The organism is Paenibacillus sp. DP01, assembly GCF_044784315.1.
Taxonomy (GTDB): Bacteria; Bacillota; Bacilli; order Paenibacillales; family Paenibacillaceae; genus Paenibacillus; species Paenibacillus polymyxa.
This window is the reverse complement of record NZ_CP173059.1, coordinates 3,066,913-3,081,744: the sequence shown is the minus strand read 5'-3', so window position 1 is coordinate 3,081,744 and position 14,832 is coordinate 3,066,913. Positions and strand designations below refer to the sequence as shown.

General features: G+C 44.0%; 12 protein-coding genes. 9 read left to right on the top strand and 3 right to left on the bottom strand.

From position 1 onward, the window contains the following. Positions 1 to 5: 5 nt before the first annotated feature. A complete protein-coding gene (xerS, locus tag ACH59B_RS13435) occupies positions 6 to 1,106 on the bottom strand; it encodes a tyrosine recombinase XerS (protein ID WP_017427738.1) in 1,101 nt (366 codons plus the stop codon). A 109-nt stretch (positions 1,107 to 1,215) separates the two neighbouring features. Between xerS and ACH59B_RS13430 the strand changes: the two genes are divergently transcribed. From ACH59B_RS13430 to ACH59B_RS13420, 3 genes are all read left to right on the top strand, one after another. Continuing rightward, positions 1,216 to 1,725, top strand: coding sequence for a GNAT family N-acetyltransferase (locus tag ACH59B_RS13430; RefSeq protein ID WP_019687398.1), 510 nt, complete (start codon positions 1,216 to 1,218; stop codon positions 1,723 to 1,725). Between the two features lie 228 nt (positions 1,726 to 1,953). Continuing rightward, positions 1,954 to 3,126 (top strand): M20 family metallopeptidase, encoded by a 1,173-nt coding sequence (locus ACH59B_RS13425; protein ID WP_019687397.1) that lies wholly within the window; start codon positions 1,954 to 1,956, stop codon positions 3,124 to 3,126. A gap of 456 nt (positions 3,127 to 3,582) precedes the next feature. After that, positions 3,583 to 6,654 (top strand): X2-like carbohydrate binding domain-containing protein, encoded by a 3,072-nt coding sequence (locus ACH59B_RS13420; RefSeq protein WP_107733532.1) that lies wholly within the window; start codon positions 3,583 to 3,585, stop codon positions 6,652 to 6,654. 284 nt (positions 6,655 to 6,938) lie between these two features. Here ACH59B_RS13420 and ACH59B_RS13415 read toward each other — a convergent pair whose 3' ends face one another. Beyond that, positions 6,939 to 7,856 carry an AEC family transporter gene (locus ACH59B_RS13415; RefSeq protein WP_126666525.1) on the bottom strand — a complete coding sequence of 306 codons (918 nt, stop codon included), beginning with the start codon at positions 7,854 to 7,856 and terminating at the stop codon, positions 6,939 to 6,941. A 240-nt stretch (positions 7,857 to 8,096) separates the two neighbouring features. Between ACH59B_RS13415 and ACH59B_RS13410 the strand changes: the two genes are divergently transcribed. Further along, positions 8,097 to 9,008, top strand: a complete 912-nt coding sequence (locus tag ACH59B_RS13410) for a copper amine oxidase N-terminal domain-containing protein (RefSeq protein WP_017427743.1) — start codon at positions 8,097 to 8,099, stop codon at positions 9,006 to 9,008. 159 nt (positions 9,009 to 9,167) lie between these two features. Beyond that, a complete protein-coding gene (locus ACH59B_RS13405; protein ID WP_016820742.1) occupies positions 9,168 to 9,956 on the top strand; it encodes an SDR family oxidoreductase in 789 nt (262 codons plus the stop codon). Positions 9,957 to 10,046: 90 nt separating this feature from the next. Here ACH59B_RS13405 and ACH59B_RS13400 read toward each other — a convergent pair whose 3' ends face one another. Beyond that, positions 10,047 to 10,775, bottom strand: a complete 729-nt coding sequence (locus ACH59B_RS13400; protein WP_017427744.1) for a DsbA family oxidoreductase — start codon at positions 10,773 to 10,775, stop codon at positions 10,047 to 10,049. A 209-nt stretch (positions 10,776 to 10,984) separates the two neighbouring features. On the opposite strand from ACH59B_RS13400, the gene ACH59B_RS13395 reads away from it, so the two are divergent. Genes ACH59B_RS13395 through ACH59B_RS13380 form a run of 4 tightly spaced genes read left to right on the top strand, consistent with a single transcriptional unit; the run spans position 10,985 to position 14,831 of the window. Beyond that, the gene (locus ACH59B_RS13395) at positions 10,985 to 12,013 is read left to right on the top strand and encodes a LacI family DNA-binding transcriptional regulator (protein ID WP_017427745.1); all 1,029 of its coding nucleotides are present in this window, start codon (positions 10,985 to 10,987) and stop codon (positions 12,011 to 12,013) included. Next, the gene (rbsK, locus tag ACH59B_RS13390) at positions 12,006 to 12,884 is read left to right on the top strand and encodes a ribokinase (RefSeq protein ID WP_031461559.1); all 879 of its coding nucleotides are present in this window, start codon (positions 12,006 to 12,008) and stop codon (positions 12,882 to 12,884) included. The genes ACH59B_RS13395 and rbsK overlap by 8 nt, the downstream gene beginning before the upstream one ends. Further along, positions 12,884 to 13,318 (top strand): D-ribose pyranase, encoded by a 435-nt coding sequence (gene rbsD, locus ACH59B_RS13385; RefSeq protein ID WP_126666524.1) that lies wholly within the window; start codon positions 12,884 to 12,886, stop codon positions 13,316 to 13,318. Before rbsK ends, rbsD begins: the two co-directional genes overlap by 1 nt. 31 nt (positions 13,319 to 13,349) lie before the next feature. Then, on the top strand, positions 13,350 to 14,831 hold the full coding sequence (locus ACH59B_RS13380) for a sugar ABC transporter ATP-binding protein (protein ID WP_017427748.1): 1,482 nt from the start codon (positions 13,350 to 13,352) through the stop codon (positions 14,829 to 14,831). Position 14,832 lies beyond the last annotated feature (1 nt).

Here is a 14,832-nt window from a genome sequence, read left to right as displayed (position 1 = left end):
GGCTACTAATTAGCGGAGTCAGTCTGAGTCTCTATCCGTCGTTCGATCGCCTGAGACATCGTTTTGTCAGTCAGGTGGGCATAGACTTCCGTTGTTTCTGTCGAAGCGTGACCCAGCTGTTCCTTGGTTTTGTAAATATCATTTTGTAAATAATAGTCTGTAGCAAAGGAATGACGGAGCTTGTGAACGGTCAAATAGGGCTTGCCGAACCGCTTGGCGTATTTGATGATCATTGCTTGAATCGCTCTTTTAGTCATCCGTTTGCCCTCAGCACTACCGTTGGGTCGCGCGACAAAAAGAGCTTTTTCTTTTTTTGGAGCGCGATAACGGGTATGTCTTAAGGATAAATAAAGTGCGAGATCATCTTTGGATTGCTCGCGGAAATATACTGGCGTTTTAAAAGTTTCATCGTTATTTCCTTTACGGTACACATACAGCAATTTATTGTTTATATCGAGATCGTCCATGTTCAAGTTGACGATTTCGGATACACGCAGTCCCGAGTTCAGAATAAGACTTGCGATACAGGCATCTCGCTCCTTGTTCAATTCATAAGAGTATAGGGCTTGCTTGTTATCAGCCAAATCTTGTCCATAGCCTTCATAAATATAGCCGATAAATTCAAGCAGTTCTTCCTCTTCCAGTATTTTTCCTTTGAGCTTGGCGGCCGTATCCTTGGGTTTATGTACGCGCTTAATTTCGACTTTGGCCATAATATTGCGCTTGAGCAACGGATAAAAGTTTTCATCCTCAGCGATTTGGCTCAAATAATGAAAGAGTGAACGCAAGGACGATAGCTTACGTGAAATGGTGATGCGGGAATTGGAGCCTTCGCGTTTGGTAGACAGGAACAAACGAAAACCTGTAATGCTATCCATATGGAGTGTCTCTAATTCTTCCAGTGTCACTTGGGCATTCGTTTCTCCGGCAGACAAGCCTTCCGAGCGAAGCCATGAAAAAAAAGCTTCGTAATCCCGCACATATTCCAGCAAAGTAGAGGGGGATAGGTCGGGAAGCTTGTAATCCATAAATTGCTGTACGTACCATGGCAAATCCGGCAACTTTTCATCCAGTTTGCGCCGGTCGATGATCTTTTGTATGTTCATAGGGTTCACCTCGTCCGGTCATAATACATGTATTTTAGCATATTTTGAACAGCACTGGATGGGAGTAATCAAAGTAAAGAACAAGCTGACCGCCAAGAGAGGTGAAAGTATGGGATATAATATCAAAACAGAATTGAAGCTGTCCATAAAGAGTGTACCAGAGTCGCAGAAGGACATTATTGTCCAGCTCATGCAATTTTACTTATACGATTTTACAGCCTATCTGCGAATTGATGTCACTGAGAAGGGGACATTCCCGGCTTATCCAGACTTGTATCAATACTGGACGAGCGGCGAACAAAAGCTGCCTTTTTTGATCTGGAGACAGGATATTCCTGTGGGCTTTGCACTCGTTGACCGAATGTCTAGCAATCGAGAAGCTGACTATTACATGGCTGAGTTCTTTGTACTTCGTCCTTATCGACACAATGGCGTGGGCACTTGGGCGGCTCATGAGCTGTTTGGACGTTTTAATGGGCGATGGAAGGTGACTCAGATGAGCACGAATAGACCAGCCCAATCCTTTTGGCGCAAGGTCATTGGAAGCTATACGAATGGTGAGTATAGGGAGCAAACACATCCAGTACGAGGGAATATAAGTCAGTTTTTCAATACATGAAAAATTCATAATAGAAAACCACCAGAAAAAAGCCGAGGAGAATATTTTGTCGGCTTTTTTGTTGTCATTTCAAGCCTTCTGTTCATGGATCGTTCCAATTAGAACTTGCATTGACATTGGTAAAAACGCAGGTATACAGTTATTTGGTAATTCATATATAACTTATTGGAATCATTTATGGTAAGATAAGGATAGAAGTATATAAATTCAATAGGAAAAGAGGGTAATATGCTGGAGAAATGGGTTCAGGAACTAAAAGATGGTGAACAAGAACTGATTGCGTGGAGAAGATATTTGCATCAGCATCCAGAGCTTTCTTTTGAGGAAACGAATACATCTGCATTTATCGCAGACCAATTACGCTCTTTTGGTATTGAAGTAAGAACGAATGTCGGTGGTAACGGTGTGCTCGGTTTTTTAGAAGGCGGGCAGCCAGGTAGAACGATTGCATTTCGTGCTGATTTTGATGCACTTCCTATTCAGGATGAAAAGGATGCGCCTTATAAATCGACCGTTCCCGGTGTTATGCATGCTTGTGGACATGATGGTCATACCGCTGCGTTGCTAGGAGTGGCACGAGTGTTAAGCCATCACCGTGAGACACTGAAGGGGAAGCTTGTGTTTATTTTTCAACATGCCGAAGAAAAACCGCCTGGTGGAGCCAAATTCATGATTGAGGATGGTTGTCTGGATGGGGTGGAAGCAGTATATGGTATTCACCTTTCCTCGGAAATTCCACTGGGCAAAATCGGTTTAAAGAGTGGGCCGGCAATGGCTGCTGCCGATGCCTTTTCAATTCAAATCAACGGCAAGGGCGGACATGGCGCCAGACCGCATCAGACAGTGGATTCCATTGTTATTGGAAGTCAAATTGTGAACGGACTACAACAGGTCGTGAGTCGCAGAGTGGACCCTACGGAATCAGCAGTGTTAACGATTGGGGTATTTCAAGCAGGAACTGCCTTTAATGTAATTGCAGATAAAGCCAAAATTGAAGGGACCGTACGTACGTTTAATAAGGATATACGCAAGGAAGTCGAAAACGAAATTCGTAGTATCGTAAAAGGTCTAACGGATGCTTATCATGCGGGATACGAAATTGATTATTTGAATGGTTATCCTGCTCTGGTGAATGCCGAGGCCGAAACAGAACGGGTACGTGAGCTAGTCAGTAGGCTGTATGGAGCAGATGCTTTTATGGACTTAAAACCGGCCATGGGAGCAGAGGATTTTGCCTATTATCTAGAACAACGACCTGGAGCTTTTATTATTGTGGGCGCTCGTAATGAGGATGAACGAACCCATTTTGCTCACCACCATCCTCGCTTTGATTTTGATGAGCGTGCGTTACTCATCTCAGGACATATTTTTTTAGCGCTGGCGCTTGAATATTTGCAGTAATTTCAACCTATTAATGAATAGCCATAGCATTACGGAAGCCCGAACCGCGCATAGCGCGGTTTTTTGCTGTAAATCAAAGTATTTTGGTACCTCGTTCGAATGAAATTTAAAGAAAATAATTCATTATATGAAAAATTCATATTAGTAATTTATAAGAGGAATCAACTGTAAGTGGAAGCCAACTCGTTATCAAGCAGAAGATACTATTACATTATCTTGATTTTTCACACAAGGAAATGAGAAAAAGATGACGAATCTTTTGAGCAGACACCGATGTAAGCGCTAACAAAAAAGAGGTTGCAAATCTATTGGATTACTGGAGGTGAGCTTGAGAGAACGCTTGTTTGATTGATGAATGGAATAATAACGATAGGAACGAATCCGCAATTGACTGCTTACTTTTAGCTCGAAATGACTTGCATTTTTAAATGATTACGGAGAAGGAGGTTGAATTCATTGACTAAGGCAAAAAGCAGGTTGAGAATTGTATGTTTGGCGCTTATAGTAGCGGGTGCTTCCTGGACAGGCATGATAGCACCCACCCATGCTGCTCCAAGTGACGATTATACTTGGAAAAGTGTCGTTACAGGCGGTGGAGGTGGTTTTGTACCTGGTATTATTTTTAATGAAACGGAAAAAGATCTGATCTATGCCCGTACAGATATTGGAGGAGCTTACCGCTGGAATCCTGCGAGTGAAAGCTGGATTCCGCTGACGGATTCTGTGGGCTGGGAGGATTGGAACAAAAATGGTGTCGATGCACTAGCCACCGACCCTGTGGATCCGAATCGTGTATATATAGCTACAGGCACGTATACTAATTCCTGGGATAAACAAAACGGGCAAATTATGCGCTCTACCGACAAGGGGAATACGTGGCAAACTACAAAGCTTCCCTTTAAGGTAGGAGGCAATATGCCGGGACGCTCAATGGGTGAACGTCTGGCAATTGATCCGAATAAAAACAATATATTATTCTTCGGAGCTCGAAGTGGTAATGGATTGTGGAAAAGCTCCGATTACGGGGCGACCTGGAGCAAGGTGAGTAGTTTTCCGAATCCGGGGACGTATGTACAGGACCCTTCCAATGAATACACCAGTGATATTGTCGGTTTAGCCTGGATCACTTTTGACAAAAAAACGGGCTCTTCCAGTAAAGCAACACAGACCATCTATGTGGGTGTCGCAGATAAAAAGCAAAGTGTCTATCGCAGTACTGATGGCGGGACAACCTGGTCTGCTATAGCGGGCCAGCCTACAGGCTATTTGCCACATCACGGCGTTTTATCGCCAGATGGCGACCTGTATATTTCTTACAGCGATGGAGCTGGACCGTATGATGGAACAAAGGGTGAGCTGTGGAAACTGAATACAGCCAGTGGACAGTGGACTAACATTAGCCCCGTTGCCAGCAGCAGCGCAGACAATCATTTTGGATATGGTGGACTGACAGTGGACGCCCAGAAGCCAGGTACACTTATGGTTGCAACGTTGAATGCCTGGTGGCCGGATGAAACGATTTACCGCAGTACTGATCGTGGGGCAACTTGGAGCCCTATTTGGGAATTTGATGGTTATCCAGCTCGTAAGCTGAAGTACAATTTGGATATATCCGGTGCGCCTTGGCTGACTTTCAATGCCAATCCTGCACCGCCGGAAGTATCGCCCAAGCTGGGCTGGATGATTGGAGATCTGGAAATAGATCCATTTAATTCAGATCATATGCTGTACGGCACAGGAGCTACGATATACGGCTCTAAAAATCTGACCAATTGGGACAAGGGAGGTAAGCTGGACATCTCGGTAGCCGCTAAAGGGGTAGAGGAAACGGCGATTTTGGATTTGGTGAGCCCTCCAACTGGAGCTCCTCTGGTGAGTGCAGTGGGTGATGTCTCCGGATTCAGACATGATGACCTGTTCAAGGCTCCTGCTAAAATGCTGGATAATCCAACCTTTACAAGCAGCGAAAGCATTGATTATGCCGAGTTAAGCCCTTCTTTTATGGCTCGGGTAGGTAAAGCGGACTATAAAAAAGATCCAAACGCCAAATCTATCGGATTATCCAATGATGGCGGAGCGAACTGGTACAAAGCTAATAGCGAGCCTTCCGGTACAGCAGGAGGAGGCAGCATCGCTGTAGCGGCAAATGGTAATGGATTGCTGTGGAGTACATCGGACAAAGGTGTATTTTATTCCAAAACCGGAGGAAACTCATGGACAGCAAGCACGGGAGTTCCAGCTAATGCAAAGATCGCCTCTGACCGAGTAAATCCTAACAAATACTACGCGTTTGCTGCTGGGAAAATATATGTAAGTGTTGATGGAGGCGCATCCTTCACACCATCCACAGTTACTGGTTTGCCAAGTGTAGGGAATGCAGATATTGGTGCTGTACGAGGAGCGGAAGGAGATGTGTGGTTTGCTGGAGGCTCCGAGGACGGAGGGCCATACGGCTTATGGCATTCCAAGGATTCAGGTATTACATTCACCAAGCTTGATCATGTGCAGGAGGCGGATTTTGTAGGCTTTGGCAAAGCAGCACCCAATCGTACGAATGCAGCAGTGTTTATCGTTGGTAAGATTGACGGAACTCGTGGATTTTATCGTTCGGACGATGCTGGCGCAAACTGGGTGCGCATTAATGATGACAAGCATCAATATGCTCGAGTGACCACCATTATTGGGGACCCTCGGGTTTACGGACGTGCTTATCTGGGAACGAATGGCCGAGGCATTCTGGTGGCAGATCGTGTGGGTGGTGACCAGCCATCTACCGGGCAAGCAAGTATTACGCCGACGGCTGCAACCTATGAAGTGGCTAACAGTAATACCGATATTACTGTCAAGCTTACTCTTAACGGTAATACACTAGAAGCGATCAAGCAGGGGAGTGTGGCACTGAACAAAGGTGAAGATTATATGGTTAGTGAAGAAACAGTTATTCTTACCAACAAGTATTTATCTAAACTTCCTAAAGGAGAGACAACGCTCAACTTCCATTTTAGTACAGGCAATGATGCGTTGTTCACGATTACGGTGAAAGGGGATACGCCAAGTGAGCCGGGAACAGGCGAGGGTGCTCTGAAGGTGCAATCCTTCAATGGGAATGTATCTGCAACAAGTAATACGATCAGTTCCAAGTTTAAAATAACCAATACAGGAAGCTCACCCGTTTCCCTAGCAGATGTGACATTGCGTTATTATTACACCGTTAACGGCGAGAAATCACAAAACTTCTTTACGGATTGGTCAAGCATCGGTACAGAGAATGTCATTGCTAACTTCAAAAAATTAACTAATACGAAGCCAGGTGCAGATTCTTATGCAGAAATTGGTTTTAAGTCGGCAGCAGGTTCTTTAGAGCCTGGTCAGAGTGTTGAGCTACAAACCCGGATATCCAAAGCGGATTGGAGCAATTATACACAAACTGATGATTATTCCTTTAATCCCACAGCAAACAGCTTACAAGATTCCACTAAAATAACCGCTTACCTGTCTGGGATCAAGCAATGGGGAATTGAGCCTTAAATCTTCATAAAAATAATCTTAAGTCAGCCACTCTAATGAGCGAGCTGGCTTTATTTTTGGAGGAATCAGAGGTTTAAATTCAAACACATAACTATTTCACTATATGAAAAATTCATAATAGAAAAAATTCCTTCTCGCATACCATCATCGTCAAACAAACACACCACTATAAACAGAAAAAGAGGTACAATAACGAACGTGTGTTCCTATTTTAATTGAAAAAGAAACGCTCCTGTCGTCAGACAAAAAGCGTTACAAATCAAGCTTTATATTTATCATACACCTCAAGTAAGATGACGGGATATTGAAATTAATAAGGTCATCGTAATGACATTCACAATCGTAGAAAGTAATACTGTCTGTGCCGCAAAGTCAGGTTCATTTTTATATTCTTCCGCCAAAATACTCGTGTTAACACCAGTAGGCATACCTGATGCAATGAGCAATGCTTGAGCGGGAATCCCCTTAAGACCTAGGAAAAACACGAGCATAAAGCCAACTATTGGACCTGCAATCAGGCGTAATACCATACTGATATACACGGCTGTCCGGCGCAAATGAAAAGGATACTGCACAATTTGTGCTCCCAAAGTAAGCAGAGCCACTGCGACCATCGAATGGCTAATATAATTTAGAGGCTCAGCCAGCAAATTAGGCAATGGACTGTGCAGTAGATTCAGGAGCAGGCCCAGCACAAGCGCGTAGGGGACAGGCATTTTTAAAAAATTAATTAAAATTTTTCGTGTATTGGCCTTACCGTTCTGTACAACAAAAGTACCATATGTAAATGTAACAAAGCTTTGAAAAGTCATAATCAGAGCTTGGACAGAAATAGCCAGCGGATCACCTTTAAACACCAACTGATTAATTGGTAGACCATAATTCCCTGAATTATCTAGCATGACACTGTTTGTAAAAGCTCCACGCATTCCGGGGCTGTATTTCAGAGATCTGGCAACAGTAGTACTGATTACGTACAGAATAGCTATGTACAGGGCATAAAAAAGTGAAACCTCACCCATGAGAATTAAAGAAATTTCAGAGTTATAAAGACCGGTAAACACAGCTGCAGGGGTGACATAATAAAAATTAATTTTAGCTAGGGTATACAAATCCAATCGAAAATAATACTGCATGATACAGCCAAAACCGATAAGGACAAAGATAGGTAAAACAACGTCTAAAAGAATGGTGCCGAACATGTCTGTCTCCTCTTCTTTTTATTATACGAATGTAAACGTTAATCCTAAAATTGCATGTGCATTTCCCATTATACTGTGGAAATAGGTTGAAGCATAATAAAATTTATTATAATGATTCTGCCATCAGCCCCTACAAATGCAGCACTAGTAAAAAAGGGCTTCATATTCAGCTTATAGTAGCCGTTAATATATGTAGGTTACATTTAAACCTGGTCTTTTACTATAAGGAGGAAGCGCATCATGAGAAACACTTGGACAGCATTATTAGCGTGTATACTGGTCTTGGGACTGGCAGCAGGAACAGCCGAAGCCAAACAGGGGCGCGGAAATGGTCAGGAGAACAAACAGGAAGCAAAGGCGTCTGATAAAGACCGGAATGAAAAGAGCAGCAAAAAAGATAAACACGACGAAATCAAAAAGAACACCCCTGTTGCAGTAACGGATGATACATACGGGGAGTCCAAAGACCAAAAAGGTCGCAAGGGACACAACGGATATAACGGTCTGCTACAAGCAGTAGAAAATACAAAAGATAAGCCGGCAGGAGCGGTTATTGCGAATCTGCTGCTTACAAAATACCCGGATCGTTTGACCTCGGGGCAGGTAGCTGAACTTGAATTGATCCGAAATTCTGACAAAGCACTAACTAAGGCTGCTGAGCTACTGGATAAAAACGGAAATGTAACAGATGCCGTTTACATGCAGGAGGAGGCAGTTTTGGCTGATGTGTCCAATCTGGATAGCTACAAAAAGCTGGATGTACTCTTGAGCAAGGCTGGACGGTCATCAGGTATGAAGCTGTTCGTGAATGGTGAAAAATACGATGCCAAGCCGATTAACCGCAATGGCACCACACTTGTCCCGTTTAGAACAGCTTCCGAAGCTCTGAATGCCAAGGTTTCCTGGGATCCGAAAGAAAAGGCTGTTACTGTCAGTCGCAATGGTGTGTCCGTCAAATTATTCGTGAATAGCGCCAAAGCATATATTAACGGCCAGCCGTATTCTATCGAGCAACCAGCATCCATAGTGGATGGAACTACAATGGTACCTGTAAGGGTAATCGGAGAGGCTTTGGGAGCAAATGTTAAATGGGAGCCTGAGAGCCAGTCCGTTGTTGTATATGAGCAGTCAACAATATCTGAAGCATTATAGTGCTATAAACCAAGAAAATAGTGTATAACAGAAAGGGCGCCTGACTAAATGTCAGGTCCTTTTTTGTGTTGCCTTGCTACTTTGTACCTAGCTATTCGCATTATGTGCTGGTCATGTGTACAATTAAATAGAGAAATCTCAGAAAAGGGAGTGTCATAGATGGATTTAGGACTAACGGGAAAAGCAGCCTTTGTTGCAGGCTCCAGTAAAGGCCTTGGCAAAGCAAGTGCACGCGAATTGGCACGTGAGGGTGCGAATGTTGTTATTTCTGGACGAAATGAAGCAGAGCTTCAGCGGACTCAGGCCGAATTACAGGAAACAGCGAGTGGTCGCGTTGAATATGTAGTTTGTGATGTAACCAAACCTGAACATATCTCCCAGGCCATCCGCCGTACAGTTGATTGGTTTGGCACCGTCGATATTTTGGTTAACAATGCGGGCGGCCCTCCTGCGGGCACCTTTGATGATTTTACAGATGAAGTATGGATGCAGGCCTTTGAGCAAAATTTACTTAGTCATATCCGGTTGATCCGTGAGGCGTTACCCTATATGAAAAAACAACAAAGTGGTAGAATTTTAAATATCGCCTCATCATCAGTGAAGCAGCCGATTCCGGGCCTAATTATTTCCAATACACTACGTACTGGAGTTGCCGGATTGGCGAAAACATTGTCCATGGAATTAGCCCCATATAATATTCTGGTACATACTGTAGCACCAGGGAGAATTGCAACCGATCGCGTACGTAGCTTGGACGAGCATCGAGCCGAAAAATCCCACCAAACGACGGATCAAGTTCGCAAACAAGCAGAAGAGGGCATTCCGTTGGGACGGTACGGTGAGCCTGAAGAGTTCGGTAAAGTCGTTGCTTTTCTGGCGTCATCGGCTTCATCCTATTTGACCGGCAGCACCATTCTTGTGGACGGCGGAATGATTAAATCACTATAAAAAAATAAAGAAGCGTGCCGCATCAGGTTTAATTGGTGCAGGCACGCTTTTTCATAAGTTATCTAAAAAGAGGTTTAGTTCATTGGCTGATCAGCTCTCGCGGCTTGGAAGCTCACAACCATCATCAGTACATACACCAGCTGCATTCTGCTTGGACGAGCTGCCGCTAATCATAGTGAAAGGAGAACGTTCATCCCATGCTTTTTGAAGCACATCGTGAAATACCTCCTCAGGCTGAGCACCAGAAACAGCAAATTTTCGATCAAATACAAAGAATGGAACACCCTGAACGCCTAACTTAGCACCTTCAGTTTCATCAGCTCTAACTTCGTCGGTAAATCGGTCACCGGCTAATATGGCAGCGGCTTCGTTATGATCCAAACCAACTTCGGCTGCCAACGCTGCCAGTACTTCATGATCCCCAGTATGCTTGCCTTCCATGAAGACAGCCTGAAATAAACGCTCGCTCAATTCCAGCATTTTGCCTTGTGTGTGAGCCCAATGCGTTAGACGGTGAGCATCGAAAGAGTTTGTCGGCACCATGGCATGAATATTGTACTTCAGACCTGTAGAACGTGCGTTTTCGGTCATGCGATCATTCATGGCATGAGCCTCTTGCAGACTAACGCCATATTTTGCTGATAGTTCCTCATTAATCGTCTTACCACTATCTTTCACAGCATTCGGATTTAATTCAAAACTCTTGAATGTCAATTGAACCTCATCGCGATGTGGGAACTGCTGCAAGACTTGCTCCAAACGGCGTTTGCCAATATAACAGAACGGACACATATAATCAGACCAAACTTCGATATTCATCAGGAAATGCCTCCATATATATATTTTATTAAGCAACTGAGAGTGAATCTGCCTACTTTAGTGTAAGCGAAAGGTGAAACTTCACCAGTTACAAAAAGAATTATACGGCTAATGCTTTCGACGTGCAAATATTTAATGCTTGTCAAAAAATAAATGCTATGATATTTTATATCTGTAACCGGTTACACAATTGGAGTTGAACCTACATTATGACAACAATTAAGCAAGTAGCAAGTTTTGCAGGTGTTTCCGTGGCGACCGTATCCCGAGTTATTAATGAAACCGGCTATGTCCACGAGGATACACGGCGAAAAGTTGAAGCTGCGGTGAAGCAGCTAAATTACAAGCCTAATGAAGTTGCACGTTCTCTGTATAAAAAGAAATCCAGATTAATCGGCCTGCTGCTGCCGGATATTACAAACCCTTACTTTCCCTTGTTGGCTCGTGGGGTGGAGGATCGAATGCAGGAAAATGATTTTCGTATTATTTTCGGTAATAGTGATGAGGATCGCCAAAAAGAATTAGATTACATGGATACTTTTGTTCAAAATAATGTTGTTGGGGTTATTTCATCTACCAATGACCCTGCTGCCGACTGTTACGCCAAACTGAAAATACCAGTCGTTTTTCTCGATCGGACTTCCAGTGACAGTCTCTCCGTTTATGCGGATGGAGCTCATGGCGGTCGCTTGGCTGCACAGGCTATGGTTGCCCGTGGCAGCAGACAAATTACAGTCATGCAGGGTCCTGCTCATATTCGTCCAGCACAAGATCGTTTTCGCGGAGCAGTGGAAGAGCTTCAGCATTCTGGTATTGCTTACCATATCGTCGAGACAACGTCCTTTTCGTTCAAGGAAGCTGAGTTATGGGCTAAAGAGCTGTTCAGCAAGTATCCGGATACGGACGGAGTTATTGCCAGTAACGATATTGTAGCTACCGCGGTGATGCATGAAGCACATAGATTAGGAAAGAAAATCCCGGAAGATGTTCAAATTATCGGGTTTGATGATATACCATTAAGCAGCTTGTTATTTCCGCCATTATCAACAATCCGGCAGCCTGCTTATGAAATGGGCTGGGAAGCGGCAGGTCTGCTCATTCAATTGATTGAGCAGTCGCAAGCAACGAAGTCAAGTGTACCTAATCTTCATTCGAAAGTACTTACCTATTCAAGCATACAATTGCCCGTCAAATTTATCGAACGGGAAACAACGAGAAAGGTGGATCATCATGGCTAAAATTTCGGTTATCGGAAGCAGTTCGATGGACCTCGTAGTTACTTCTTCCAAGCGTCCCGGTGCTGGTGAAACCGTATTGGGAGAAAGCTTTACAACCGTACCTGGCGGTAAAGGAGCCAATCAGGCAGTAGCTGCAGCACGACTCGGGGCGGACGTTACGATGATTGGACGTGTAGGAGACGACCATTTGGGACAACAGATTTTACGCAATTTTGAAGAAAATCATGTTCATATTAACTATGTGAAACCGGTTACACATATGGAAAGTGGTACAGCACACATTGTACTAGCCGAGGGTGATAACAGTATTGTCGTGGTAAAAGCAGCGAATAATGAAGTTACACCCGCTTACGTGGAAGAAGCGCTTGATGTTATTCGAAGTTCGGATATTGTATTAATTCAACAGGAAATACCAGCAGAGACGATTGTCTATGTAAGCGAAATTTGTGCGAAGTATCAGGTACCCTTGCTGCTGAATCCAGCCCCGGCTCGTGAGGTGGAAGAAAGCGTAATTGCCAATGCAGCCTACATTACGCCAAATGAGCATGAAGCCGCCATCATGTTTAAGGATATGAGTCTTCAAGAAGCGCTGCACAAATATCCGAACAAGTTGTTTGTAACGGAAGGCAGCAACGGTGTACGGTTTTTCGACGGAGAACAGGAAGTTGTAGTTCCTACTTACAAGGTCGAAGCCGTGGATACAACAGGTGCAGGAGATACGTTCAACGCTGCTTTTGCGGTGGCACTGGCTGAAGGAAAATCGGTGGCAGATAGTGTGAAATTTGCTAATCGTGCTGCGTCCTTGTCTGTTACCAAATTTGGAGCGCAAGGTGGAATGCCAACCCGTCGTGAAGTGGAGGAGCAATTATAATGAAGAAACATGGAATCCTAAACAGTCATATATCCAAAATACTAACGGATTTCGGCCACACGGACTTTATTGTCGTGGCTGATGCTGGCTTACCTGTTCCTGAAGGCGTTACCAAAATTGATTTGGCATTGAAACTGGGTATTCCGTCCTTTCAGGACGTTGTTGATGTCATTGCCGCAGATATGATGATTGAAAAAGTAACACTGGCTGAAGAAATCAAACAAGAAAATGAACAAGCACTCCAGTATATTATGCGCACCTTTGCAGGAGAGCAACTAGAGCATTCGCAGATTATTCAGCCGACTGCCGTCATTGAGTTTTGCTCACATGAACAATTTAAGACATTAACTCGGCAAGCCAAAGCTGTCATCCGTACAGGAGAGGCTACGCCGTTTGCCAATTGTATTTTACAGGCAGGAGTTCTTTTTGGATAAATTAGTGTTGAATAAAAAAGGGGGGAATAGCATGCAGATTCAAATGAAAGGAATTCACAAAGCCTTTGGAACCAATCAGGTACTAAGTGGTGTTGACTTTGATCTCCGTGAAGGAGAAGTACATGCCCTCATGGGTGAAAATGGTGCAGGCAAATCAACGCTGATGAATATTTTAATCGGACTGCATCGACGCGATGAGGGAACGATCATCATTGACGGTCAGGAAACCTATTTTGCCAACCCCAAGGAAGCGGAGCAAAAAGGAATTGCTTTTATTCACCAGGAACTGAATGTATGGCCAGAGATGACGGTACTGGAAAATCTATTTATCGGCAAGGAAATGACTTCCAAGTGGGGATTACTAGATAGCTCTAGAATGAAAGCGCTAGCAAATGAGCAATTTAGCAAGCTTTCAGTAAACCTTCCTTTGAACGGTGAAGCAGGCGAGTGTTCAGTGGGTCAACAACAAATGATTGAAATAGCCAAAGCACTCATGACGGATGCCAAAGTGATCGTAATGGATGAACCGACAGCAGCCTTAACCGAACGGGAAATACAAAAGCTGTTTGAGGTTATTACTTCCTTGAAAAAAGATGGTGTTTCAATTGTGTATATATCTCATCGGATGGAGGAGATATTCGCGATCTGTGATCGGATTACCATTATGCGTGACGGGAAAACCGTAGATACTCAAGCGATCCCCGATACGAATTTTGACGAGGTTGTACGGAAAATGGTTGGCAGAGAGCTGACTGAACGCTACCCGGTAAGAACGCCTGCTTTGGGAGAAGTGGTGCTAGAGGTCAAAAACGCATCACATAAAGGTCTATTTGAAAATGTGAATTTTACAGTGCGCTCTGGGGAAATTGTAGGTTTTTCGGGCTTGATGGGCTCGGGACGGACCGAGATCATGCGGTCGTTATTTGGACTGGATACTTTGGATCGTGGTGAGATACACGTACGTGGGAAAAAGGTGTCTATTCGCAAGCCGGATGATGCAGTGAAACTAGGGATTGGCTTCATTACAGAAGATCGAAAAGATGAGGGCTTAGTGCTGGATTTTTCCATTCGGGAAAACATGGTGCTGACGAATCTGTTCAGTTTTACATCAAAAGGATTTATATCAGGCAAAAAAGAGATGGATTTTGTTAATACATTAATTAAGCGCTTACAAATCAAAACCCAATCAGCCGAAGCGACGGTTGGCAGTTTGTCAGGTGGCAATCAGCAAAAGGTGGTTATTGCCAAATGGGTAGGTATCGGTCCCAATGTGCTCATTCTTGACGAACCGACGAGAGGCGTGGATGTAGGAGCCAAACGGGAAATCTACCAGTTGATGAACGAACTGACCGAACGTGGAGTCGCAATTATCATGGTATCCTCAGAGCTTCCCGAGGTACTTGGCATGAGTGATCGTATTGTCGTGGTGCACGAGGGAAAGATCAGCGGAGAGCTAAGCAGGGAAGAAGCCACACAAGAAAATATTATGACGCTAGCTACAGGAGGACAGTAAT

Excerpts from the sequence above, each read along its gene's own strand:
- xerS (WP_017427738.1), bottom strand. The coding sequence starts at position 1,106 with ATGAACATACAAAAGATCATCGACCGGCGCAAACTGGATGAAAAGTTG.
- ACH59B_RS13430 (WP_019687398.1), top strand. The coding sequence starts at position 1,216 with ATGGGATATAATATCAAAACAGAATTGAAGCTGTCCATAAAGAGTGTA.
- ACH59B_RS13425 (WP_019687397.1), top strand. The coding sequence starts at position 1,954 with ATGCTGGAGAAATGGGTTCAGGAACTAAAAGATGGTGAACAAGAACTG.
- ACH59B_RS13415 (WP_126666525.1), bottom strand. The coding sequence starts at position 7,856 with ATGTTCGGCACCATTCTTTTAGACGTTGTTTTACCTATCTTTGTCCTT.
- ACH59B_RS13410 (WP_017427743.1), top strand. The coding sequence starts at position 8,097 with ATGAGAAACACTTGGACAGCATTATTAGCGTGTATACTGGTCTTGGGA.
- ACH59B_RS13405 (WP_016820742.1), top strand. The coding sequence starts at position 9,168 with ATGGATTTAGGACTAACGGGAAAAGCAGCCTTTGTTGCAGGCTCCAGT.
- ACH59B_RS13400 (WP_017427744.1), bottom strand. The coding sequence starts at position 10,775 with ATGAATATCGAAGTTTGGTCTGATTATATGTGTCCGTTCTGTTATATT.
- ACH59B_RS13395 (WP_017427745.1), top strand. The coding sequence starts at position 10,985 with ATGACAACAATTAAGCAAGTAGCAAGTTTTGCAGGTGTTTCCGTGGCG.
- rbsK (WP_031461559.1), top strand. The coding sequence starts at position 12,006 with ATGGCTAAAATTTCGGTTATCGGAAGCAGTTCGATGGACCTCGTAGTT.
- rbsD (WP_126666524.1), top strand. The coding sequence starts at position 12,884 with ATGAAGAAACATGGAATCCTAAACAGTCATATATCCAAAATACTAACG.
- ACH59B_RS13380 (WP_017427748.1), top strand. The coding sequence starts at position 13,350 with ATGCAGATTCAAATGAAAGGAATTCACAAAGCCTTTGGAACCAATCAG.